This is a genomic window from Bartonella sp. AP11XZML, from assembly GCF_042196445.1.
Lineage (GTDB): Bacteria > Pseudomonadota > Alphaproteobacteria > Rhizobiales > Rhizobiaceae > Bartonella.
This window is the reverse complement of sequence record NZ_JBHIQF010000040.1, coordinates 1-23,230: the sequence shown is the minus strand read 5'-3', so window position 1 is coordinate 23,230 and position 23,230 is coordinate 1. Positions and strand designations below refer to the sequence as shown.

At 37.1% G+C, this 23,230-nt stretch carries 20 protein-coding genes and 1 tRNA gene; 16 read left to right on the top strand and 5 right to left on the bottom strand.

Translation table 11 applies throughout. From position 1 onward, the window contains the following. Window positions 1-243: 243 nt before the first annotated feature. Entirely contained in the window at window positions 244-1,869 is a 1,626-nt protein-coding gene (locus tag ACFIMG_RS03340) for an ABC transporter substrate-binding protein (RefSeq protein WP_375678709.1), read from the bottom strand. 1,090 nt (window positions 1,870-2,959) lie between these two features. Between ACFIMG_RS03340 and ACFIMG_RS03335 the strand changes: the two genes are divergently transcribed. Then, the gene (locus ACFIMG_RS03335; protein WP_375678710.1) at window positions 2,960-3,241 is read left to right on the top strand and encodes a DUF6460 domain-containing protein; all 282 of its coding nucleotides are present in this window, start codon (window positions 2,960-2,962) and stop codon (window positions 3,239-3,241) included. A 22-nt stretch (window positions 3,242-3,263) separates the two neighbouring features. Here the strand turns inward: ACFIMG_RS03335 and ACFIMG_RS03330 are convergent, their stop codons facing one another. The 3 genes from ACFIMG_RS03330 to ACFIMG_RS03320 all read right to left on the bottom strand — a co-directional run bounded on the left by ACFIMG_RS03330 (window position 3,264) and on the right by ACFIMG_RS03320 (window position 5,992). Further along, the gene (locus ACFIMG_RS03330) at window positions 3,264-4,073 is read right to left on the bottom strand and encodes a TIGR02186 family protein (RefSeq protein WP_375678711.1); all 810 of its coding nucleotides are present in this window, start codon (window positions 4,071-4,073) and stop codon (window positions 3,264-3,266) included. 2 nt (window positions 4,074-4,075) lie between these two features. After that, window positions 4,076-4,996, bottom strand: a complete 921-nt coding sequence (locus ACFIMG_RS03325; protein WP_375613503.1) for a sulfite exporter TauE/SafE family protein — start codon at window positions 4,994-4,996, stop codon at window positions 4,076-4,078. Window positions 4,997-5,173: 177 nt separating this feature from the next. Next, on the bottom strand, window positions 5,174-5,992 hold the full coding sequence (locus ACFIMG_RS03320; protein WP_375678712.1) for a hypothetical protein: 819 nt from the start codon (window positions 5,990-5,992) through the stop codon (window positions 5,174-5,176). A gap of 513 nt (window positions 5,993-6,505) precedes the next feature. On the opposite strand from ACFIMG_RS03320, the gene ACFIMG_RS03315 reads away from it, so the two are divergent. From ACFIMG_RS03315 to ACFIMG_RS03285, 7 genes are all read left to right on the top strand, one after another. Next, a complete protein-coding gene (locus tag ACFIMG_RS03315; protein WP_375677738.1) occupies window positions 6,506-7,252 on the top strand; it encodes an electron transfer flavoprotein subunit beta/FixA family protein in 747 nt (248 codons plus the stop codon). A 51-nt stretch (window positions 7,253-7,303) separates the two neighbouring features. Next, window positions 7,304-8,224: an electron transfer flavoprotein subunit alpha/FixB family protein gene (locus tag ACFIMG_RS03310; protein WP_375678713.1), complete on the top strand. Its 921-nt coding sequence runs from the start codon at window positions 7,304-7,306 to the stop codon at window positions 8,222-8,224. 3 nt (window positions 8,225-8,227) lie between these two features. Beyond that, window positions 8,228-9,892 (top strand): 4Fe-4S dicluster domain-containing protein, encoded by a 1,665-nt coding sequence (locus ACFIMG_RS03305; RefSeq protein ID WP_375678714.1) that lies wholly within the window; start codon window positions 8,228-8,230, stop codon window positions 9,890-9,892. A gap of 2,056 nt (window positions 9,893-11,948) precedes the next feature. After that, a complete protein-coding gene (rsmI, locus tag ACFIMG_RS03300) occupies window positions 11,949-12,836 on the top strand; it encodes a 16S rRNA (cytidine(1402)-2'-O)-methyltransferase (protein WP_375678715.1) in 888 nt (295 codons plus the stop codon). 4 nt (window positions 12,837-12,840) lie between these two features. Continuing rightward, entirely contained in the window at window positions 12,841-13,209 is a 369-nt protein-coding gene (locus ACFIMG_RS03295) for a YraN family protein (RefSeq protein WP_375655386.1), read from the top strand. Window positions 13,210-13,310: 101 nt separating this feature from the next. Continuing rightward, entirely contained in the window at window positions 13,311-13,556 is a 246-nt protein-coding gene (locus tag ACFIMG_RS03290) for a hypothetical protein (RefSeq protein WP_375612261.1), read from the top strand. Between the two features lie 56 nt (window positions 13,557-13,612). Next, window positions 13,613-14,404 carry a pyrroline-5-carboxylate reductase gene (locus ACFIMG_RS03285; protein WP_375678716.1) on the top strand — a complete coding sequence of 264 codons (792 nt, stop codon included), beginning with the start codon at window positions 13,613-13,615 and terminating at the stop codon, window positions 14,402-14,404. A gap of 272 nt (window positions 14,405-14,676) precedes the next feature. Here the strand turns inward: ACFIMG_RS03285 and ACFIMG_RS03280 are convergent, their stop codons facing one another. Beyond that, window positions 14,677-15,738, bottom strand: coding sequence for an Mrp/NBP35 family ATP-binding protein (locus tag ACFIMG_RS03280; protein ID WP_375678717.1), 1,062 nt, complete (start codon window positions 15,736-15,738; stop codon window positions 14,677-14,679). Window positions 15,739-16,322: 584 nt separating this feature from the next. Between ACFIMG_RS03280 and rpmH the strand changes: the two genes are divergently transcribed. From rpmH to ACFIMG_RS03240, 8 genes are all read left to right on the top strand, one after another. Next, window positions 16,323-16,457: a 50S ribosomal protein L34 gene (gene rpmH / locus ACFIMG_RS03275; RefSeq protein ID WP_005864709.1), complete on the top strand. Its 135-nt coding sequence runs from the start codon at window positions 16,323-16,325 to the stop codon at window positions 16,455-16,457. A 117-nt stretch (window positions 16,458-16,574) separates the two neighbouring features. Next, window positions 16,575-16,967: a ribonuclease P protein component gene (rnpA, locus tag ACFIMG_RS03270; RefSeq protein ID WP_375612257.1), complete on the top strand. Its 393-nt coding sequence runs from the start codon at window positions 16,575-16,577 to the stop codon at window positions 16,965-16,967. Continuing rightward, window positions 16,957-18,795, top strand: a complete 1,839-nt coding sequence (gene yidC, locus ACFIMG_RS03265) for a membrane protein insertase YidC (protein WP_375678718.1) — start codon at window positions 16,957-16,959, stop codon at window positions 18,793-18,795. Before rnpA ends, yidC begins: the two co-directional genes overlap by 11 nt. Next, entirely contained in the window at window positions 18,792-19,436 is a 645-nt protein-coding gene (gene yihA / locus ACFIMG_RS03260; protein WP_375678719.1) for a ribosome biogenesis GTP-binding protein YihA/YsxC, read from the top strand. The genes yidC and yihA overlap by 4 nt, the downstream gene beginning before the upstream one ends. 139 nt (window positions 19,437-19,575) lie before the next feature. Further along, complete coding sequence (locus ACFIMG_RS03255) at window positions 19,576-20,268, top strand: glutathione S-transferase family protein (protein WP_375678720.1); 693 nt, start codon at window positions 19,576-19,578, stop codon at window positions 20,266-20,268. Between the two features lie 1,228 nt (window positions 20,269-21,496). Further along, window positions 21,497-22,309: a 4-hydroxy-tetrahydrodipicolinate reductase gene (gene dapB / locus ACFIMG_RS03250; RefSeq protein WP_375678721.1), complete on the top strand. Its 813-nt coding sequence runs from the start codon at window positions 21,497-21,499 to the stop codon at window positions 22,307-22,309. A gap of 28 nt (window positions 22,310-22,337) precedes the next feature. Next, window positions 22,338-22,958 carry a 2,3-bisphosphoglycerate-dependent phosphoglycerate mutase gene (locus tag ACFIMG_RS03245; RefSeq protein WP_375633246.1) on the top strand — a complete coding sequence of 207 codons (621 nt, stop codon included), beginning with the start codon at window positions 22,338-22,340 and terminating at the stop codon, window positions 22,956-22,958. A 114-nt stretch (window positions 22,959-23,072) separates the two neighbouring features. Further along, a tRNA-Leu gene (locus ACFIMG_RS03240) sits at window positions 23,073-23,157 on the top strand. Window positions 23,158-23,230: the final 73 nt, after the last annotated feature.

The window sequence follows — 23,230 nt, the reverse complement described above, 5'->3', positions numbered from 1 at the left end:
TTTTAACAAATAAATTGACCACTTTCTAATTCAGAAAAATTGAAATATCTATCTTAACATCCACTTAAATACACCTCTAATGAGAATGAAAAATATCTTTAAACGAATGTCTTGAAAAGACATTCAACAATATATCACGCATTACCTATGATCTTCGACGCACTGCAAAGCTTAAAATTTATACAATACGCCGAATATATCATGACGATGCCCTTTATCTATTGAACAGCATTGAAGACACTCTTATTTTTCAATTTTACTATAAAAAATATGTGGCGCACTATTCCAAACCCACTTTTTGATATCAGGTGTCATCGCGATAACGCTATATTTTTGAAAGATAAACGCATAAGGTCCTTTTTGCATCAGTTCACGTTGTAAATCAGCATAAAGTTGCGCTCGTTTTTGCGGATCTTTTTGAAATAACGCCTCTTCAACTTTTTGATTCATATTGGCATCAAAATACCCATGCTGCCAACTAGGATAGGCTGTATTTCTAGCCTCAAAACGATTATCAGGGTTATAAACAAGACGTGAAGCCATTGTATGAGGATCCGCAGAATCGTTATTCCATCCGACAAAAATCGTATCAAAAGCCCGTGCATAAAGTTTGGAAAACAACTGTGTACCTGCCAAACGCTCAATTTTAAGACGCACCCCTGCCTGTGCGGCACTATCTTGGAGTGACTGAGCAACCAACAGCCTATAAGGAGCATTTGATACGAGAAAATTTGCCTCAAATCCATTCGGATAACCAGCTTCTGCTAAAAGCTGCTTAGCTTTTGCAATATCAAGTTTAAAGGGTTGCCCCTCTTTTTCATCTAAAGCCCCAAAGTTGCCAAGAGGAATAAAACTGGCCCGTGGAACACCAACACCTTTGAGAAGCTTCTTGCCAAGACCTTCATAATCTATGAGATAACGCATCGCCAAACGTACTTTTTCCTTAGCAAAAATAGGATTTGTCATGTTAAATCCCCAGTACATCATAGATGGTTCTAACACTTCTTCGATTTTAACATCTGTTGTTTTTTGCAGATCTGCAAGATCTTCAGGGGTCAAATCACGAGCAACATCAATATCGTGCTTTTGCAACAACAAACGTTGTGTTCCGGGCTCTGCAACATGGCGAATTAAAATCTGCTTCAGTTTAGGCGCTTGTCCCCAATAGTGAGAGCTTGCACGCAACAAAAGAGCTTCTCCAGGGCGCCAACTTTTTAACTGATAAGGACCAACACAAGCAGCATGACTTTTCAAATACTGATTTCCAAAATCGCCATCTTTTTCATGCTTCATAATTGTCTGACGATCAAGCAAAGCGGTTGCCGGACTTGCAACAATATTATTAAGAATGAGCTCTGCTGGATAAGGCTTATCAAATTTCATCACCACTGTTTTTTTATCTGGGGCTTGCAAAGCATCATCAACATTTTGCTCTGTAATTCCATATTCATTAAAAATTGCCGCATTACCCATCTTCAATTTGACAATCCGCTTCATACTCCAAAGAAGATCATTGGCATTGGCTGATCGACCATCATTAAACTTCAAACCATCACGTAAATGAAAAGTAATCACCGTACTGTGATCATCACCTGAAACATCCCAATGTGTTGCTAAAGCGGGAACCATTTTAGCAGGATCATCTGTCGCAGTACTGACCAAGTTATCACAAACATTGCGAACAATTTCACTTCCATAAACATCATTAAGTTGTGCGGGATCAAATGTACTGATTGCATCAAGATTCCAAGCCATCACAAGGGTATTAGCCGGTGTTTTTGCTGAAACTTGTTGTGCAACCATCGCCAAAGCCATAAGAGCAGAAACAAGAGAGCTGCTATTTTGTAATATTTTTTTCTTCAAGTTCATAGACTTTTCCTTTTAAAGTTTACTATATAAATTTCCCACACAACAAGCACATGCTTAATAATAAGGTTAGATGATCCATAAGCGCCTCAAACAAAGTATTATTAAAACCTTCAAACAACACCACTTACCAACCACGGACTTCTACCCATGGCTATAAGCCAAGACAAACCAAAACATGCAACAACAAACACTCTGACATACAATGAATGCTCCCCCATAACAGAGCCTATTCATGATGTCATAACGCCTACGATTGAAGACTATAAAACCACTATTTTCTCTCTTTTGTCGGGTAAGCTTGTCTCTTCTTTCCTCTCGCCTTTTTATGCCATCAAAAGGCTCTTCCTTGTTAGCTTAAACGCCTTAATAACAAAGAGCTCTACTAACAATTTGACATTTTAACAAAACAGGAAAATTTACCCATCAACCGACATGACCTCCTCCCCTACAAGAGGAATTTTGAATTTTTCCATAATCCTCTGCTAAATAACAGCTTTTAAATTATATTTTATTTCTAAATAAAAGGAGCATAGGCTCCCCTGATATTCCTTTACGCACCCACACATAACAAAACTTTTTTCCACATCGTATTTTTAATATCTTTGCTCCTTTAACAACACTCAATTCATTGCTTACATTTTTTCAGAAAAAAAAGATCTTTTCAATGCACTAAGGTTGAAATATCTAAATATAATACCTATATAAGCACACCCTTATTAGAATAGATAGTCTTTTTTTAAGTAAACTGTCTTGAAATATTATTTCTATACACGACAATAATAAGTTCGTTACAAAATCTTCAATATACTAGAACTCTCACTCTGATAAGAAATGCTGAAACGTTATAAAATTTCTCTACAAATTCTCGAGACGAAAGGATATCCCTTCATTTAATAAAAGAAGCGCCATGAAAATATCGCAAAAAATGCAATAAAACATGTGTATATTTCAAAAACCAGCACCGTTAACCAGACTAAGGTGATAAACTCAAAAAGTAAGAAAAAATAAAAAAATGTTTTTCCTTTATGATAATAACATCGTTGTACTATGATAATACAATAAAAAACACGATCTTCGAAAGTATCTTAGAATGAAGCGAAAAAAAAATTTATTAAATTCTTTTCATGCGTTTCTTGGAGAAAAATTAAGCCGCGTTAGTCTAAAATTGCTTATTCTTTCATTCTTCATTGGCATCGTAATGAATTTTTTGGGATGGACACCTCGAAACCTCATACAAAAAATAGTAGATTTTTTTCAATCACTATGGGAAGCAGGATTTATAACGCTTACAAATTTCTTCCATATAACTATGACAGGAGCTATTGTTGTTGTGCCTATTTTTCTTATCTTACGAATTTTTCATAAAAAATAAAAGCCTTAACATTTTCCTTGCGTTAATCTTTTCGAAAAATCAAACGACACAAAAATCCTGTAGTAATAGCAATAATCACTGCAACAATACCATATAAAAAACGATACTTGTGCGCTGCATAAAAAATTGTATAGGTGATATGTGCTTTAACAATTTCAAGAGTCGTTGTTGCACTATCAATAAACTGTCCATCACGAAAAAGATAAGCACGAACTTTATAATGTCCAACTGGGATATTTGCTGGCAAACGAAAATGCGCTGTGAAAAGTGTGTCAGAACCAAAACGAACCCCACCCACTTCCTCATAATAAAGGCTTTTAGCTTTTTGCAATTTTATAAGTTCATCGCGAAAGATTTGTATTTTTTTCTGATCTTGTTCATCCGTCTGCAATGGCAAATAGAGTAATCCTAACCCTAAGCGTTTATAATCTTCAATGCTCGTAATACCGTCAATTTCACGTGTTGTGACCATAGAGTAAAAAAGAGGAACCTTTTTAAAAATAAGAGAATCTGTATTGACCCATACACCGGCATTGCGTTTTTTTTCTCGCATCACCATTGTCCGATCTTGTCCCTCCAAGCTTACAACAATATCATAACGGTTCTGTCGAGAATATAACGGATCAATATTTTCCAAAACACCAGCAATATAAAGATCACGACCAGCAAAATTTGCATCCACAGTGATCGTATTCGTTGTTACAATAATTTGGACAGTTTCGTGGTCAACTTGATCAATGAATGTAGCTGGCGTCCCAACATGTGACCATGTAGAAAAAGAAATAAAACAAAAGCAACCTGTAATGATGTATAAAGAAAATAATCTACCCATTTTTATCTCATAAGAATATCCAGAGAGAAAAGATTATCAGGGCGTATAAATAATTGAAAAGCAAGACGCATACACACAATCAACACTAAAAATGCAAGTGCCATACGCAATTGTTCAGCCTTTAACTTCCGTCCAACCCGTGTTCCATATTGCGCACCAATACTTCCTCCAAGCATTAACAAAAAAGCCAAGACAATATCAACGGACTGATTAGTCATACTTTGCAAAACTGTCGTGAAAGAAGACACAAATGTAATCTGAAAAAGTGAAGTCCCAATCACCACACTGGTTGGAACACGCAGAAGATAAATCAATGCTGGTATCATAAAGAACCCCCCACCAATTCCCATAATAGAAGACAACAACCCCACAATGAGACCAATCCCTAAAACTGGAATAATGCTAACATATATCATAGATGTCCGAAAACGCATTTTTAAGGGTAAGCGATGAATCCAATTATGTCGACCAGCAAGACGAATATTGGCTTTTCCTGCCTTACGCTTGCGCATCATATCATACCAACTTTCAACGATCATCAAGCTTCCTACACTTCCAAGAAGAATCACATAAAGAAGCGAAATCATTAAGTCTAATTGACCTAACTTTTTCAAAACAGAGAAAACCTGAATCCCGATTAAAGAACCAATCCCTCCTCCAATCGCCAAAAGAATACCAAGTTTAATATCGAGCGTACGTCTTCTAAAATGTGTAATTGCTCCTGTTACAGATGAAGCAATCATCTGGTTAGCACCTGTTCCAACAGCAATAGCAGGAGGAATATTATAAAAAATCAATAACGGCGTGATGAGAAACCCACCACCGATTCCAAAAAGGCCTGAAAAAAAACCAGCAACGACTCCCATACCAATCAAGATCAGCATATTGAGTGACATTTCAGCAATTGGTAAATAAATACTCACTTACAGAACCTTCAAGATAATTTGAGGTTTTTTTAACAATTAGAGAATCCTCTCCAATTATCCTCTTTTCCAATAATCTCTGTTGCGTGTTTAAAGGATAATTTTAGTTGCTACAGCTTCCGCACAAACACGAATGCGCAATACATTTCACATCTATTAACATCAACATCATAAAAATTAAAAAAAACGAGCTCCTTTTAAAAAGCTATAAAAACATAACGTTATCGCTACCACAAATGCAACGGTTAAAAAACAAAGAACACCTTTTTTTACCAAATAAGATAAAAACGAGACATGTTCCCGAGACTGCGTCCTTAAAGAAGAAAAATCATTCTCAATGCAATGATTAGATGCCTGAGCACCCATCATACCTTTTTCTTCTATCATAGCATGCTTCACTACTCCCTCAACCTTTTTAAAAGAAGATTTCAGAGCATCACTGGGCAAAGGGCTTCTATTTTCTTGCTGCAACGTATTTTCAACATTTGTTTGGAGTGAAATTATGCTGTTTTCTTTCGAAAAATTTTGCACCTTTTGAAGTAATAAGTGTTCTTGATTTCCCTCACATTCCATGTGAGCAAGTTTTTGTACAACAGAATCAGGTGATTTTGAACGAGACACCCGTCGTGTTACCGCTGCTTCTTCTAAACTTTTTTTTTCACTCTGCAAACTTTGAACAATTGTTTTAATCTGCTCTAAAGACTGGAAAAGCTTTTTTTCTCTTTGACGACGTATATAATGTTCAGCCAAAATGGCCCGACTAATATCATCTAAGTAAGATTTAAAATGCTCTTCTACCGAATTCTGCTGCATTAAAGAACGAGGCGAATGCTTCATTTGCATTTGCGCATAAACGGTGCGTAATTTTTGAGCAATATCCGACATCGTTACTTCTACAGAAGTATCCATTCTCTCTTTCTGTTCAACAAAAGAAAAGACTTTATCGTTCCTAACCTGTTTGGTCGCCTGGTCGATCGTATGACCCTTCGTATTCACAAACGCCTACCCCTCATTAACCTTTTTGAAAAGAATCGCAACAAATGATGAGAAAGTGTGCTCTATTTTAGTAAATAGAGCTTTAAGAACTTCCAAAAACTTTTTTGTTAGAAATATTTTCCCCAATCTTTATCTAAAATATTTGAAAGAAAGATCTTTAATTTTTCTGTCTTCAAGATTTGAAGAGCAAAATCATTCCCCCATTTTTATCTTTTTCACTTAATTTTTCATTGCATAAAGGACCTATTGCACCATCATAAACAAAGCATAAGAAACTAAAAAAGAATATTCTCACAATACAGTTTGATTTTTTTACTTTTTATTCAAGCAAATAAGGCAATTATGGCAATGCAAAAATATGAAGATTGAAAATGACGACGAGAAAGTACAAGTAAACATAGAAAAGCTTATACGAAAGAGAACACAAGTTATAAATTGAGACTTCATTCTAAACAATTTGGTTTCTTATGAGTATTGCTATAAACTTGTAACATACAAACAAAGAGGATCATTATGAAGATAATTGTCGCTGTCAAACGTGTTGTTGATTATAACATCAAGATACGCGTCAAACCGGATAATACAGGCGTTGATCTGTCTCACGTAAAAATGTCTATGAATCCTTTTGATGAGATAGCCGTGGAGGAGGCCGTTCGCCAAAAAGAATCCGGTAAAATTTCAGAAGTTCTTCTTGTTTCAATTGGCCCAGAAGCAGCTCAAGAAACTCTACGAACAGGACTTGCAATGGGAGCTGATCGCGCACTTCTTGTCACAACGGATCAAACACTTGAACCCTTAGCAATTGCTAAGATTCTCAAAACCATTGTTGATGAAGAAAAACCCGACATGGTCTTTTTAGGAAAACAAGCAATTGATGACGATAGCAACCAAACAGGACAAATGCTCGCTGCTCTTCTTGGGTGGGGACAAGCAACTTTTGCCTCACATCTTAACATAGAAAATGGGCATGCTACAGTTACTCGTGAAGTTGATAATGGAACACAAACCCTTTGTCTTCCCCTTCCCATGGTTATGACCGCCGATCTACGGCTCAATGAACCGCGTTACACCTCTCTCCCCAATATCATGAAAGCAAAAAAGAAAATCATTGAACAAAAATCTCTTACTGATCTTGGCGTCGATACGAAAGCACGCTTAACAATTTTAAGCGTTGAAGAGCCAAAACCCCGTCAATCCGGTATAAAAGTGGCAAATGTAGTAGAACTTGTCAGAGCCTTAAAACAGAAGAACTGCATTTAATATTCTCACCACTAGAGTAAAAGCAACACTCACATAAAAGGGCAAAAACTTATGGCAATTCTTTTATTGGCCGATCATAATACAGAAGAAACAGCAAAAGTACTCACCGCTGCACGCGTACTCAGTAACGATATCGATATTCTGGTTTGCGGAGAAAAAATTCAAACGATAGCGGAAAATAGTGCTAAACTTAATGGTGTGCGGCAAGTTCTTATTGCAAAAGCAGACTATTTAGCCCATCAACTTGCCGAGCCTATGTCAGATACAATTCTCATGTTAGCAAAGGATTATGATGTGATCATGGCAGCATCCAGCAGTACTGGGAAAAATGTGATGCCGCGCGTAGCAGCTCTTCTTGATCTTATGCAAATTTCAGATATTACCGCCATTCTTTCACCCAACACCTTCAAACGACCAATTTATGCAGGTAATGCATTTGAAACTGTACGCACCAATGATTATAAAAAGATTATAACAGTTCGCACCGCTTCTTTCACCCCAACGCCTTCCCAAAATAATTCTGCTCCCATTAAAACAATAACACCAGCTCCCAATCCAAATCTTTCTTCTTTCGTAAAAGCAGAGACAAACAAAAGTGATCGTCCTGAGCTCACCTCAGCACGTGTTATTATATCAGGCGGGCGTGGTCTTGGTTCTCAAGAGAAATTTATGGCCCTGCTTCTTCCTCTTGCAAACAAATTAAATGCTGCTTTAGGTGCCAGCCGCGCAGCAGTGGATGCAGGCTATGCTCCCAATGATTGGCAAATTGGACAAACAGGAAAAGTCGTTGCCCCTGAACTCTATATCGCCGTTGGCATTTCCGGTGCAATCCAGCATTTAGCCGGTATAATGGATGCACAAATTATTGTTGCCATTAATAAAGATGAAGAAGCTCCCATCATGCAAATTGCCGATTACACCCTTGTAGGTGATCTCCACCAAATTATTCCAGAATTGGAGAAAGCTTTATAAGCCATGAAAGCACCTCTGCATGACCAACGTGAAAGTATGGAGTTTGACATAGTCATTGTCGGAGCAGGACCTGCAGGGCTTTCTGCCGCAATTCGTTTTAAACAAATTAATCCTGAGCTTTCTGTCACAATTGTTGAAAAAGGGACCGAAGTTGGTGCACATATTCTCTCTGGCGCAGTTGTTGACCCCATTGGTATCGATACACTCTTACCAGAATGGCGAAATGATAACGACCATCCCTTCACAACCCCTGTCACACAGGACCAATTTTTTTTTCTAAAGCCTCAAAAGTCCACAGTATTTCCCAATATTTTGCATCCTAAAATCTTATCAAATAACGGATGTTATATCGTTTCGCTTGGGAGCGTCTGCCGCTGGCTAAGCAAAAAAGCTGAAGCGTTGGGTGTTGAAATCTATCCTGGTTTCGCAGCAACAGAACCCATCATCCAAAAAGATAACGGAGCTATTATTGGTGTTCTCACCGGAGATATGGGGCTTAACAAAGATGGAACCCCTGGAAAAAATTATATGCCTGGTATGGCTTTATTGGCAAAATATACTCTGATTGCGGAAGGAGCACGCGGCTCAATTGCAAAACAACTGATACAACATTTCAGCCTTAGCAAAAATCGTGAACCACAAAAATTTGGTCTTGGTCTCAAAGAGCTCTGGGAAATTGATCCCAACAAACACCAACGCGGTTTAGTACAACATTTCACGGGTTGGCCCTTAGACAATAATACCGGTGGCGGTGGCTTTATTTATCACCAAGAAAACAATATCATTTCCGTCGGTTTTGTTGTGCACTTAGATTACAAAAATCCTTATCTTTCTCCCTTTGAAGAATTTCAACGTTTTAAAACACATCCAAAACTCTATAAAATCTTTAAAGGTGCAAAGCGTCTTTCCTATGGTGCACGTGTTATCAGCGAAGGAGGTTGGCAATCTGTACCAAAACTCACCTTTCCTGGTGGGGCACTTATTGGCTGCTCTGCTGGATTTGTCAATGTTCCTCGTATCAAAGGATCACACAATGCCATCTTATCTGGCATATTAGCTGCCGATAAAATCGCTACCGCTCTTGCACAAGGGCGTGCCCATGATGAGGTTAAAGAAATCGAAGAACAATGGCGAAAAGGGCTCATTGGCAAAGATCTTTATAAAGTGCGAAATGCCAAACCGCTCTGGGCAAAATATGGGACAAAATATGGAATTAAACTTGCTGGTTTTGATATGTGGTGGCAACAATTGTTCGGATTTTCCTTATTTAAAACACTCTCCCATGGAAAGGAAGATTATGCATGCCTTGAACCAGCAGAAAAATTTCAACCCATTGCTTACCCAAAACCAGATGGCGTTATAACCTTTGATCGCCTTTCAAGTGTTGCCCTTTCCAATACGCATCATGAAGAAAATCAACCTTGCCATTTAAAAATAGCCTCATTAAAAAAGCAAAAGGACTCTGAATATGCAATCTACGGAGGACCTTCCACAAACTATTGCCCCGCCGCTGTCTACGAGTGGCTAGAGTATAATGATCATCTGACTTATGTGATCAACGCTTCAAATTGTATACATTGTAAAACGTGTGACATCAAAGATCCAAACCAAAATATCACTTGGATCTGTCCGCAAGGCAATGAGGGCCCCTTCTATCCCAATATGTAATTTTCCAATGTATAATCATTGTTCATTCTCCTAAAATTGAAATATACAAAACGCAATGGATAAAAATATTTCCCTCAGATCAGAAATTTATCAATTACCTTCCTGCATACGTTCTTTCACAATGTAAAAAGAACTCTATTCTCATATAAAATACTCTCCCTACCGTATGACTTTTTTCAATAGAAAAACATAACATATTTTTATCAAAATTTTTTTATTTAAATGACAAAACAATAATGAATATATTCATGACAATTCTGCGATAAAGGAACAGCCGCGGTTCTCGAAAACCTGAAGGAAAATAAGCCTGTTCTACTTTACCCCCTCTCCCATATGATCCAAAATGCTTTTAGCCCTCTCATAAGAAACATCAATCGTTTTAACTAGCCAAGAGCCCCCCCTGAAGATGCGCTTCACATTTATTTTTTCTCCTACACTTGCCAAGTAATGCTCACTCAAGAAAAACCACGAATGAATGTAGAAAAAACATTGTGAGATAAAGAGATAAAGAGCATGCTTGTTCAAGCCCTTTATAATGTTTCTACTGATAATGACACGAAAAAATCTTAATCTCACATTAACCTTTTATTTTTGCATCAAGGATAATCGCCTTGCGTCTAACCTTTACCAATATACTGCAATGAATGTATACAAATACCGTAAGAATAAGCAGATGCCAAGCCATGGAGACTATCGCTATTAGCAAAACAACCTGATAAAAAACAAAATAGCTTTCATGACCACTTTATGACGCGTTTTATAGAGTTGTTTTTTATAAAGCTTGTGCTTTCGCTATTGCTTGTAAATCAACATCCAAATTGAACACAAGTGGTATATTTAAAAGAAAGATTAAGGTGAATGAAAGCTCTGCACGCCGTTCCAGCTTTTGTAGCTAGAGCAAAATATTGCATATTCTATTTGAGTAATCTCTGAAACGAAAATACTGCTTCATTTAGAAAGAATATGAAATCTGAAAGGAAAAATCTGTTTTCCTCTTTACTATCATCTGTCCATTCGGTTTTAAAACTTTCAAAAGCATCACAATATCCTCTAAAAAGAAGAGATAACGTATTGTCCCCGCTTTTATTACTTACGTTTTTTTATGAGAGCATATCCTTCAGAAAAAATAAGGTATCCAAAATTAAAGCAGACTTGTGTTGTTCAGTCATGGGCTTGTTTTTAAGAGATAGCTCTCATATCAAACAATTATTTTGCGACACTATCCGAAAAAGGTATAACGCAATCCTGTGAACGAACAGTTCCATATTTATGAAATAAAAAGTACAAGCTAACAGCATTATTTTCTCTGCGATCTCCAATGAGGCGATAATCTTTGTTTTAAGGAGGTTTCAAGATGCACAAAAATGATTTTGATTAATTGACTATAAGAAGATCTGAGATAATGTTACGATATTTAAAGCTCCTAATTAATAGGCAAAATAATAAATTTTCTATTATAAATCAAATCTTTAAGATAAAATTTAGCCTTAAACTTTTCTAAGGTACTCATTATACTGCATACTGTTAAAGCTGTAGAGAATATGAAAAAATAAAGTATTTTGCTGATAAGAGCTTATATTTGATCAATAACAATACAGTCAGCTGCCAGTTAACTGTATGTGTTTCAAAAGGGGCTGTTTACATTTGCTCAGAAAAACAGTTTGGATATCAATAGAATATTTGAAAAATCGGCGTTATGGAAATAATCTAAAAAGCTTAGCTTTTCAAAGAGCACAAACAAGCATGAGATTATAACATGGGTAAAGTTGTTTTTTTTGTTCTCGAAGGAAAAACTTTATAGAAAATCATGGGGCTGATAGAATATTGGTTACATTTGGAATTTGTTTTACTGGAAAAAATAACGCGGATCAAAATAGATAATAATGTTAAATTAAGACGTTAAATATGAAATTATCTTATTGTAGTGTAATCGGATTATTCGAATAAGGTAAGCCTTTGTAATGATAAAAAAGTGCTGGTAAAAAATGAGCCAAAATGGCTTATGAGTATGGATAAAAATCTTGTGGTGAGGAGAATTTAATGAAAAGAAAAGAGCATGTGTGAAAAAGCATATTTTATAGGTGCGCATGCTTATTCTGCACCCGTTATAGAATCAGGGCTTTATCTTGTGGCAACACCTATCGGAAATCTTGCAGATATTACGCTTCGTGCTTTGCAAGTGCTTGCAGGAATTGATATTTTAGCGTGTGAGGATACGCGAGTAACACGTGTTTTGTTGGAACGTTACGGCATTCAAAAAAAACCTTTTCTCTATCATGAATATAATGCGCAAAAAGCGGGTCCGAAGCTCTTAGCGGCTTTAGCAGAAAACAAAACAGTAGCACTTGTTTCAGATGCCGGAACACCACTTATTTCTGATCCTGGATTTCGATTGGTGGAAGAGGCCCGTAAAGCTGGTCATAAAATTATTCCTATTCCTGGAGCATCCGCTCTTTTATCCGCTCTTATACCGACAGGGCTTCCTACTGATAGCTTTTTTTTTGCAGGTTTTTTGAGTGCACGAAAACTACAGCGCCGAAAACGGTTGGAACAATTAAAAGAGATTCCAGCAACTTTGATTTTTTATGAATCACCGCATCGTCTTGTTGAAACTTTACAGGATATGGTCACACTTTTTTCGGCTGATCGACCTGCTGCCATTTGTCGTGAATTAACAAAAAAGTTTGAAACAGTAGATGTTTCCAATTTGGGAAATTTGTTAGAAAATTACAGAAAACAAGCACATATTCGTGGGGAAATTGTTGTACTTGTTGGAGAATCATCTTCTTCTTTAAATGTGATAAGTGATCAAGAAATTGATGAAATGCTATTAGAACGCGCACGGACACATTCTGCTGCTCAAGCGGCAGCTTTTGTTGCAAAAAAAACCGGTTTAAAAAAGCAAGAACTTTTTCAGCGATTAATCTTTTTAAAAAATGCGTAAAATAATACAAAAAAAACGCAGACAAAAGTCTTTTTATCGAGGGGTTCGTGCAGAAAAATTGGCAGCTTGGTGGCTACGTTGCAAAGGGTTTCACATTGCCGAAAGGCGTTTTAAAACAAAATGTGGAGAAATTGATTTAATTGCACGACGCGGAAATCTTGTGTTAATCGTTGAAGTTAAAGCACGTTCAACGTTGGCTGAAGCAATGGAAGCGGTTTCCCGAATGAATGAAAAGCGAATTGAGGCAGCTGCCGATATTTGGCTCGCACGGCAAAAAGATTATGCCCTTTTGTCTGTACGCTTTGATTTAATTGCAATTTTACCTTGGCGTTGGCCACAGCATATCCCTGCATTTTTTACATCTAATCAATAAAAGGCCTCCCCGTTTTAACCATATTCAATAAAAAACATTTCGTTTTTATGTGCATATGCGTTAAAAAGTGTGTAATAATTGAGCGCTATAAGGAGCGAAATATGGATGATTATGAAAAGTTTGCAACAGGTTTGCTCATCATTTTTGGAGCGCTAATTATTGGTGGTTTAATGGCAATGCATATTGTGCTTATGAATAAACCAGGTTTTTTATTTGCATTAGCCGCAGCTGTTGTTGGTTGGTTTTCTGCTTTTGCCGTTCTCTTTGACAAACCCAAAATCTATTTGGTTTTGATTATTCTTGCTATGTTATGTGTTGCTTCTTCAATTAGCGTTTATGTTAGTTAAAACACCTGAAATGTTGATTAAAATTCCTTTTAAAATATGAAACTGAGAAATAGATAATGAGACTTGGCTTTTTGGGAACGGGTACAATCAGTGCTTCAATGGTGAATGGCTTAATGACAAGCAACTTTGATGTTTCTTCCATTATTGTTTCGCCTCGCAATGCACAAACAGCAAAGCGCCTTTCACGCACTTATGATAAAGTTATGATTGCTGAAAATAACCAAGCGTTGCTCGATGTTAGTGATTGTGTTTTTCTTTGCTTGCCCAACCAAATTGCAGAAGACGTTTTGCGCTCTCTTCGTTTTCGTCCAGAACAGCTGGTTATTTCCGTACTTGCTATGGCAAAAGCAGCAGAAATAGAAGAGTGGATTAATCATAAAGTTTATCGTGCTGTTCCATTACCTTTTGTTGCAGAATGCAAAAATTTGACACCAATCTATCCCAATCATCCCTTTTTACGCACTTTATTTGATGCATTGGGGGGCACATTGGTGCTGGATAAGGAAGAGCAGTTTAATCTTTTTATGACAGCTGGTTCACTTATGGGAGTATATTTTAATTTTATAGAAACTGCCCATCAATGGTTTATAACACAAGGGTTAAAAAAACAACAATCAGCAGAATTCCTTACCATGATGTTTGGAAATCTTACAGATGAAATGCGTAAAACTATAGCAACGGATCGTTCTGTATCTCTCGATTTTGCACTGCTTGAAAAAGAGTTTTCAACAAAAGGTGGAACAAATGAATTTTTGTCAAATTACTTTTCTCATCAAGGGGGAAGGAATGCTTTAACAACGGCTCTTGAGGCTACTTTGCAAAAAATGAATGCTTCTAAAAAGACTTGACCAATATTTTTATCATCTCAATAAGAAAAAACTAAATGTTGAAGATGTATATCAAGAAAACTCACATCAAAAAATGCTTTTTTATGAAAAAATTGATTATTAAAATATTTTTTACAACCTTTTACAATTTTTCTAAATTATTTTTATTTTCTGTCTTCTTCTTTTAGCCTCAAGTCCAATATTTTTTCTACCTCACGGCTCTAACTCTTCAATTTGCTTCCCCTTCAGGTTATCCACATGATTGTGTTTTAATAAACTCTCTAAAAAAACATTCAAAAGAGTTGATTTTTTATTTGATCAACAATTTTACGATATAGTTTAGCATGCTCTTCACTAGGCTTAGCAACAAAAATAGGGATTCCTTCATCTGAAGAAAATCGTAAAGCTGCATCAAGCGGTATTTCCGCTAAGAAAGGGACTTCTCGACGTTCCGATTCTGCCCGTGCACCACCATAGCCAAAAATATCATAGCGTTTTCCCGTATCAGGAGCGATAAAATAACTCATATTCTCAATGAGTCCTAAAATAGGAACATTAACTTTCATGAACATTTCTATTGCTTTACGTGCATCCACTAAAGCAAGATCTTGGGGCGTAGAGACAACCAACGCACCTGTTAATTGTACCTGTTGGGCAAGCGTTAATTGTGCATCCCCTGTACCGGGCGGCATATCAACGACTAAAACGTCCAGAGGCCCCCATACAACATCTCGTAACAATTGCGTTACAGCTGCCATAACCATAGGACCACGCCATACTACCGGCTTTTCTTCCTCAACCAAAAATCCCATCGACATCAATTTAAGTCCAAATTTTTCAAGAGGTTGAATCTTTTTTTCTCCAATAAGCTGTGGTTTTTGATTAACAAGTCCTGTCAAACGTGGCAACGAAGGACCATAAATATCAGCATCCATCACCCCCGTCTTGAAACCAGAATCTTGTAAAGCTAAGGCGATATTTATTGCCATCGTAGATTTTCCGACCCCTCCTTTTCCAGAAGCAACAGCAATCACATGCCGCACACCTTCTATGGGCATTTTGATCGGTAAGAGATTTGCTCTTCGACTAGGTGCTGTCTTTGTTATTTTTTCTGCTGTAAGTGTAACAACAGCAGATTTCACTCCCTCCAAAGCACATACCACCTTTTCAGCAGAACGACGCAATGATTCCCATTTTTGCACACCTCCATCAGGAACTGTAATGGAAAAGAAAACCTTACCATCAGCAATCAATATTTCTGAAAGAAGACCCAACGACACAATATCGCTTTCAAGATCTGGTCCTTTGATTGTACGTAATACGTTGCGGACAGCCTCACTTGTGATAAGATCCATGTTCTTTCCTCTCTATAAAAATACCAGCAAATATAAGCATAAGAACGAAAAATACTTACAAGGTTCATCACCTGATAATTTTCTACTTTACTCAGCATTATAAAGTATATATCTCTTATCTCTTTAAAAATATGAAACCATCCTTAAAATAAAGAAGCTCAAACATAAAATCTGCTATAAAATCCTATCAATCACGTTTGTGCTACAACCACTTTAATGAATATTCTGATAAAAATTTTGTAAAAACAAAAACTGGAAAAAACTCTTAATCTTAAAGGATATTTTAAATTGAGCATACAGTAATCAGTCACACCTTCTTTAATTCTTTAAGGCCCTCGCCATTTATGTTCTGTAGATTCAATCGTTATTTTCTAACACTCGTACAGTATTGTAAAAAAGCGTTACAGATAGTTATAAGGTGTTTTGTATTCTTTCAAGAGAGAGAAAAACAATCTAAGATTGACTTTTTTTATATTTTTCCTTATGGGTTAACAGCCGTATGATAGGATAAAATTGTTTATCTCGCGCATAACTACTCATAAAACGAAGATTAAGAAGGGCCGCACTCCGCGGTATTAAAATAAATGAAACGTACTTACCAACCCTCTAAACTTGTCCGTAAACGCCGCCATGGGTTTCGTGCACGCATGGCCACAGCTGGAGGACGTAAAGTTATTGCTGCAAGACGTGCTCGTGGACGTAAGCGGCTTTCTGCTTAACCATTTAAATTTTCACAACCATTGAGGATTGCTCATCGTTTCTTCGTTGTGAAACTTTTATTATGAACCTACAATGTCTGCTTGCAGGCATTTAATGAAATTGCGAAATATTCTTTTATGAAGAAAAAACATCCCTGCCGTATTCGCAAAAGAGCAGACTTTTTGGCTGTCCGTACAGGAGAAAAACGACGTGGTCCTTTATTTTTGCTCGAAGTTAAATCTCGTGAACAAACAACAGAAAGAAAAGATTCTCTTTTTGCACGTGTAGGCTTCACTGTTACCCGTAAAAACGGTAATGCTGTGAAACGTAATCGTATTAAAAGGCGCTTGCGTGAGGCCGTGAGAGTTGGTGTAACAAACCACATGGAAGCAGGAACAGACTATGTCATTGTAGCGTACCGTGATGTGTTACATGCACCTTTTACATCCTTGATTAGTGAATTAAATCGGCGAATAAAACCAAAAATAAAACATCAGCAACAACAACAAGGGTGTACGGATGGAATATAATCGCAATTTCTTTATCGCTATTGGCTTATCTTTCGTGGTGCTCATCGCATGGCAATTTCTTCATGTTGCTCCCAAACAAGCAAAGTTACAAAAACAACAAGTCATCGCACAGCAATTGTCAAAACAACAATCAGCCCTTTCTACTACCACGACAGATTTTTCTGACGATACCTCAACGTATCAAGCTACATCTATCATCGAACAGCCCATGACACCTGAAATCCGGAAAGCTGTATTGGACAAAACAGAGCGTATTGCGATCAAAACCAATGAACTGGAAGGCTCTATTAATCTTGTTGGTGCACAATTTGATGATCTTCACCTCAAAAAATATCGTTTAACAGTCGATAAAAAATCACCGGAAATCGATTTGCTAAATCCTAAAGGTTTCAAAACGACCTACCTTGCTGAATTTGGTTTTGCAAGTGCGTCTTTGCCAGCAAAAGCCTTGCCACAATCGGATACAAAATGGCAAATAGAGGGAAACAATACAATCCTGACTCCTTCAACACCCATCACTTTAATTTATAATAATGGACAGGGACAAATCTTCCGGCGGACCCTTTCTGTTGATAATCATTTCATGTTTACCATTGAGGATTCTATCAGCAATGAAAGCGATCAACCAATACATCTCTCGTCCTATGCTCGCGTTGCACGTGCTGCACCACCAGAACATACAAATGCAACCTATTTACTTCATGAAGGTATGATAGGTATTGCAGGAGATTCGCTCAAAACTGAAAAATATAAAACCTTAGCAGAGCTTGACCCAAATCCTGATAATGGGCAAAAAAGCATAACTTTTTCCAAAGTAACAGGAGGTTGGATTGGTATTACCGATAAATATTGGGCTGTAGCAGTTATTCCCCCGCAAAATAAAGAATATACAAGCCGTTTTATTTATTTTGATCGTTTGCAAACGCATTATCAGTCTGACTTGCTAGGGTCGCTTTTAACGATTGCCCCAAATGAAACAAAAACTGTTACAAATCGTCTTTTTGCTGGTGCAAAACAAGTTGAAATTATTAATAATTATCAAAATGACCTAAAAATCAAAAAGTTTGCTCTTTTAATTGATTGGGGCTGGTTTGATTTCATCACCAAACCAATGTTTTCCCTCATTGATATTCTTTATAAACAAACAGGGAATTTTGGTATCGCCATCCTTCTTGTCACAGTTCTCTTGAAAACTCTTCTTTTCCCTCTAGCCAATAAATCTTATAAATCTATGGCACGCATGAAGCTTTTACAACCGCAGTTGCTAGAAATAAAAGAAAAGTATCCCGATGACCAAACCAAACAACAAAAGGCAATAATAGATCTATATAAAACCGAAAAAATAAATCCCCTTGCAGGCTGTTGGCCAATGTTGGTTCAGTTCCCAATATTCTTTGCTCTTTATAAAGTTCTCTATATCACTATTGAAATGCGCCATGCCCCTTTCTTTGGCTGGATTAAAGATTTAGCGGCACCCGATCCAACTTCTCTTTTTAACTTGTTTGGTCTCTTGCCATATACAACGCCAACATTTCTTATGATTGGTGCATGGCCTTTGATTATGGGAATAACGATGTTTTTACAAATGCGTATGAATCCCGCTCCTCAAGACCAAACCCAAGCGATGATATTCACATGGATGCCTGTTGTCTTTACTTTTATGCTCGCCTCTTTCCCTGTTGGTCTCGTCATCTATTGGGCATGGAACAATATATTATCAATCATTCAGCAAGGTATCATGATGAAGCGCCAAGGAGTTAAAATTGAGCTTTTTGATAATCTGAAAGCCATCTGGAGAAGATCACCCAAAAAAGAAGTGCATGAATGACAAGAGATTCTTCCCTTTCTGGAATTTTTTCTCGCAATTGGATTTTTATTCGTGGTGTACCAGCAGTACGCTTTCTCCCCCCCGAAGGACCACCAGAAATTGCATTTGCAGGACGTTCCAATGTTGGAAAATCATCTTTAATCAACGCACTCGTCCAACAAAAAAGCTTAGCACGTACCTCAAATACACCAGGACGGACTCAAGAGCTTAATTATTTTGTCCCCGATGGATTCAGTGGGCAACTAGGAGACCTTCCCCCTCTAGCATTAGTAGATATGCCTGGTTATGGTTTTGCTGCTGCTCCTAAAAATCTTGTTGATGCGTGGACAAATTTGATTTTTAGCTATTTACGGGGGCGCACAACGTTAAAACGTGTATATATCTTAATTGATTCACGGCACGGAATCAAAAATAATGATGAAGATGTTCTTGCTCTCCTTGATAAAGCAGCTGTTTCTTATCACATTGTTTTGACAAAAAGCGATAAAATCAAATCAAATGCCTTGGAAAAATTAATTATGAGCACACAAACAAAGCTTCTTAAACGCCCAGCAGCTTATCCTGAGCTTCTTGTAACCTCTTCAGAAAAAGCTATCGGTTTAGAAGAATTACGTGCTGCCATTTTGCAAACCATCGCATAAGAGAACAATTCCTAGTCATTAACAATTTATTAATTATAATTACTAGCAGCTACTAATGATCTTGTACTTCTAGTCAAGCATCTTTATAAAAATGATTACTTGAAAGAATTCTCTTCAACTCTATTTGATAGTGTAAATTATGCTGACACTTTTTCACTCTCCCCTATCCTCTGCCTCGCGCTTCATACGCCTCATTCTTGGGGAATATGGTGTAACCACTCAACTGATTGAAGAATATGAATGGGCAAGAAGACACGAATTTCTAGCCCTCAATCCCGCTGGTCATGTTCCTGTTTTTCTCGATGAACACGAGGTTCCATTATCAGGTCCTCTTGTTATCTGCGAATATTTAGACGAAACACATGGAAATTTACGACAAGAAAATAAGCTCTTTCCAGAAAATCCTTTAGATCGTGCGGAAGTACGCCGTCTCAATGACTGGTTCTTAAATAAATTCGAAAATGAAGCAACGCGCCATATCGTACGAGAACGAATCCATAAACGTGAAATGCCACTTGCCATTGGCGGTGGTGCTCCTAATTCACAAATTTTACGCAATGCACGTGCCAATATTTTACCACATATGAACTATCTCAATTGGCTCTGTGCCTCTCGCGATAGCTTAGTCGGTTCTGCCTTGTCCTATGCAGATCTAGCAGCAGCAGCTTCTATTTCTGTACTTGACTTTCTAGGGGAAATTGACTGGGAACAATCTCCTGCTGCCAAAGACTGGTATATGAGAATTAAATCACGCCCTTCTTTTCGTTCTCTTTTAACAGATCGCGTCCGCGGAATTGTTGCAAGTGCTCACTATGCAGATCTTGATTTCTAGCCTTCTCTCACAAACAAAAATAAAAGTGATATTTTATCTAAAGGATATTTATAGGTTTATGAATTTTTATGCATGCGTATAAACAATATAATAATACATTGATTTATGATCGTATTAAACAGAGAATAAGATCCATTAATAATTGAATCACAAAAATCACTTTCTTATCGTGTCACAAAAAAAGATTAGCACAGGAATAAAAAATATTTAAGAAAGCATTTTAACGACACTCTTTAAATACAAGAGCTGTAGCATCATTAGAAGCTAGGCAAATAAAATAACAATACTTAACGCATGTTATCCTCAAGTCTCCCCAATATATGAAAAAACGCATTGCATAACATATATACTATTTGCCCTATAATAAAAAAATCCTCATCATGCGTTTTTACAACATAACAATTTTTTTAACTGACTTTCCTAAAAGATGAAGAATCCGACCAACTCTCGTGTGAAAACAATCCAACTTCTTGTTAGCCCCTTGTTTTTATCCCCTTTTTACGTGATTTTATTTATGGATAACATATTGATATACAATGATAAATAATCGTTTTTTTACCTTAATCATCAATTCCAAATATCTTTTTCTCATTACCTTCATCACATTTAAAACAATCAAAATCGCTTTCTTATGCGTCACAAATGGAATTGGTAAATGAAAGAATATTAAAGAAAAGAATGAAAATGCCTAAGTGCCAAGAATTATTAAAACATTAAAGGCTAACAAAACGTATGATAATGCTAATTTTCTCTATTTATGAAGCATAAAGATAGTGGCGCAGAATAGATGTTATATTATTCATGGATACTCTCTCGTGATACCACTCACGAGCACTATCATAAAATAAGTTTAGAAGAATTGATAAATATTTCTTTAAGAAAAGCGCATGAATTGACAACATAGGTGTATTTTGTTTGGGAGATCTTGTTTTGCATGAAGAACGCTCCCCCCTTAAAGAACGAAAGAAACAAAAGCGTAAAGTAATACACAATCTCCTTTAGGTGTCATAAGCAAACCTTACTTAGGAATATTCATCACACACTCTAACGAAAAACATCTCTATTTAAATTTGTAGATCTTATATCACTTGCTCTAAACAACAGTATTTTGCAGCACAACAAGATAAATTAAAGCAGGAAAAAAATTTTTCTATAAAGAAAAAGAACCATTGGAAAGAAGGCAAGAATTTGCCTATACTGCACAGTAAAGTATCATAAGGAGATAAAAATGCGCCTTACAGTTGTTGGTGCAAATGGAAGAATGGGACGTGAACTCATTACAGCAATCCAGCAGAGGAAAGATGTAGAGCTTTGTGCTGTTCTTGTACGTAAAGGCTCACCGTTTGTAGGAAAAGATGCCAGTGCATTAATTGGTTCAGATTCTCTTGGGATTAGTATCACTGACGATCCCCAAAATGCCTTTTCTAATACAGAAGGTATTTTAGATTTTTCACAACCAGAAGCCAGTATTCTTTATGCTAACTACGCTGCTCAAAAAAGCCTTGTCCATATTATTGGCACCACAGGATTTAGCAAAACAGAAGAAGAAAAAATTGCAGATTTTGCGAAATATACAACTATTGTCAAATCTGGGAATATGAGCCTTGGAATAAATCTTTTAGCCAACCTTGTAAAGAAAGCCGCTAAAGCATTAGAAGCCGATGATTTTGATATCGAAGTTTATGAAATGCATCACGCTAACAAAGTTGATGCTCCTTCTGGAACAGCCCTTCTTCTTGGCCAAGCAGCAGCTGAAGGGCGCAATGTTATGCTTAAAAATGTGCGTGTCAACGAACGCAATGGTCATATAGGTAAACGCAAAAAAGGCACCATTGGCTTTTCCTGTTCACGTGGTGGGACAGTTGTTGGAGAACACAGTGTCATTTTTGCTGGTTCCAATGAGCGCATTGTTCTTTCACATACAGCGCAAGAACGCTCTATCTTTGCCAATGGCGCATTAAAAGCAGCTTTATGGGCACAAAATCATGAAAGCGGTCTTTATTCAATGTTCGATGTTTTGGGATTGAACGATGAATTTTAAACAATCAATAGAATAGAGGCAATTCATAATGGGACGCATACTTACACTAATTCGTCATGGACAAAGTGAATGGAATCTCAAAAACCTTTTTACCGGTTGGAAAGATCCCGATTTAACAGAAAAAGGTCATGCAGAAGCGATAGCAGCAGGAAAAAAACTGAAAGAATATGGTTTGAGGTTTGATATCGCTTATACATCTGCCTTACAGCGAGCTCAAAAAACCGCTCAGCACATTTTAGAGCAAATGGGACAATCAGATTTAGAAGTGATAAAAAATCCCGCATTAAATGAACGTAATTATGGTGATCTTTCTGGTTTAAATAAAGATGAAGTACGCCAACAATGGGGGCAAGAGCAAGTGCAAATGTGGCGCCGCTCCTATACGATTGCGCCGCCGAATGGAGAAAGCCTACGCGACACCGGTGCGCGCATCTGGCCTTATTATCTTTACCATATCCAGCCTTATATTTTGCGCTCCCAAACTGTTTTGATCGCAGCACATGGAAATTCTCTTCGTGCTCTTATTATGGCGCTTGAAGGTCTCTCCGGTGAGGAAATTATATCTCAAGAATTAGCGACCGGCATTCCTATTATTTACACATTTAATCCGGATTCAACAATTTTATCAAAGACAGTCCTCACACCTTAAACTTCTAAAATCATGATCTCCCTCAAAAGTTCAATGCTATCGTTTTAAGCTGAAAAAATAAATTCTATAATTTTATTGACAGAGTTGCTTCATGCGCTTAGATGAATTTTATAAGCCCAGATGGCGGAATTGGTAGACGCGCAGGTTTCAGGTACCTGTGCCGTAAGGCGTGGAGGTTCGAGTCCTCTTTTGGGCACCATGTTCTTTTTTATCCAAAATAAATTATTGATTTTCCATATATTTTTTACAGTGAGGGACGCGTAAATAAAAGT

What these genes read in the sequence shown, in the direction of transcription:
- ACFIMG_RS03340 (WP_375678709.1), bottom strand. Translation starts at nt 1,869, where the DNA reads ATGAACTTGAAGAAAAAAATATTACAAAATAGCAGCTCTCTTGTTTCT.
- ACFIMG_RS03335 (WP_375678710.1), top strand. Translation starts at nt 2,960, where the DNA reads ATGAAGCGAAAAAAAAATTTATTAAATTCTTTTCATGCGTTTCTTGGA.
- ACFIMG_RS03330 (WP_375678711.1), bottom strand. Translation starts at nt 4,073, where the DNA reads ATGGGTAGATTATTTTCTTTATACATCATTACAGGTTGCTTTTGTTTT.
- ACFIMG_RS03315 (WP_375677738.1), top strand. Translation starts at nt 6,506, where the DNA reads ATGAAGATAATTGTCGCTGTCAAACGTGTTGTTGATTATAACATCAAG.
- ACFIMG_RS03310 (WP_375678713.1), top strand. Translation starts at nt 7,304, where the DNA reads ATGGCAATTCTTTTATTGGCCGATCATAATACAGAAGAAACAGCAAAA.
- ACFIMG_RS03305 (WP_375678714.1), top strand. Translation starts at nt 8,228, where the DNA reads ATGAAAGCACCTCTGCATGACCAACGTGAAAGTATGGAGTTTGACATA.
- rsmI (WP_375678715.1), top strand. Translation starts at nt 11,949, where the DNA reads ATGTGTGAAAAAGCATATTTTATAGGTGCGCATGCTTATTCTGCACCC.
- ACFIMG_RS03290 (WP_375612261.1), top strand. Translation starts at nt 13,311, where the DNA reads ATGGATGATTATGAAAAGTTTGCAACAGGTTTGCTCATCATTTTTGGA.
- ACFIMG_RS03285 (WP_375678716.1), top strand. Translation starts at nt 13,613, where the DNA reads ATGAGACTTGGCTTTTTGGGAACGGGTACAATCAGTGCTTCAATGGTG.
- ACFIMG_RS03280 (WP_375678717.1), bottom strand. Translation starts at nt 15,738, where the DNA reads ATGGATCTTATCACAAGTGAGGCTGTCCGCAACGTATTACGTACAATC.
- rpmH (WP_005864709.1), top strand. Translation starts at nt 16,323, where the DNA reads ATGAAACGTACTTACCAACCCTCTAAACTTGTCCGTAAACGCCGCCAT.
- rnpA (WP_375612257.1), top strand. Translation starts at nt 16,575, where the DNA reads ATGAAGAAAAAACATCCCTGCCGTATTCGCAAAAGAGCAGACTTTTTG.
- yidC (WP_375678718.1), top strand. Translation starts at nt 16,957, where the DNA reads ATGGAATATAATCGCAATTTCTTTATCGCTATTGGCTTATCTTTCGTG.
- yihA (WP_375678719.1), top strand. Translation starts at nt 18,792, where the DNA reads ATGACAAGAGATTCTTCCCTTTCTGGAATTTTTTCTCGCAATTGGATT.
- ACFIMG_RS03255 (WP_375678720.1), top strand. Translation starts at nt 19,576, where the DNA reads ATGCTGACACTTTTTCACTCTCCCCTATCCTCTGCCTCGCGCTTCATA.
- dapB (WP_375678721.1), top strand. Translation starts at nt 21,497, where the DNA reads ATGCGCCTTACAGTTGTTGGTGCAAATGGAAGAATGGGACGTGAACTC.
- ACFIMG_RS03245 (WP_375633246.1), top strand. Translation starts at nt 22,338, where the DNA reads ATGGGACGCATACTTACACTAATTCGTCATGGACAAAGTGAATGGAAT.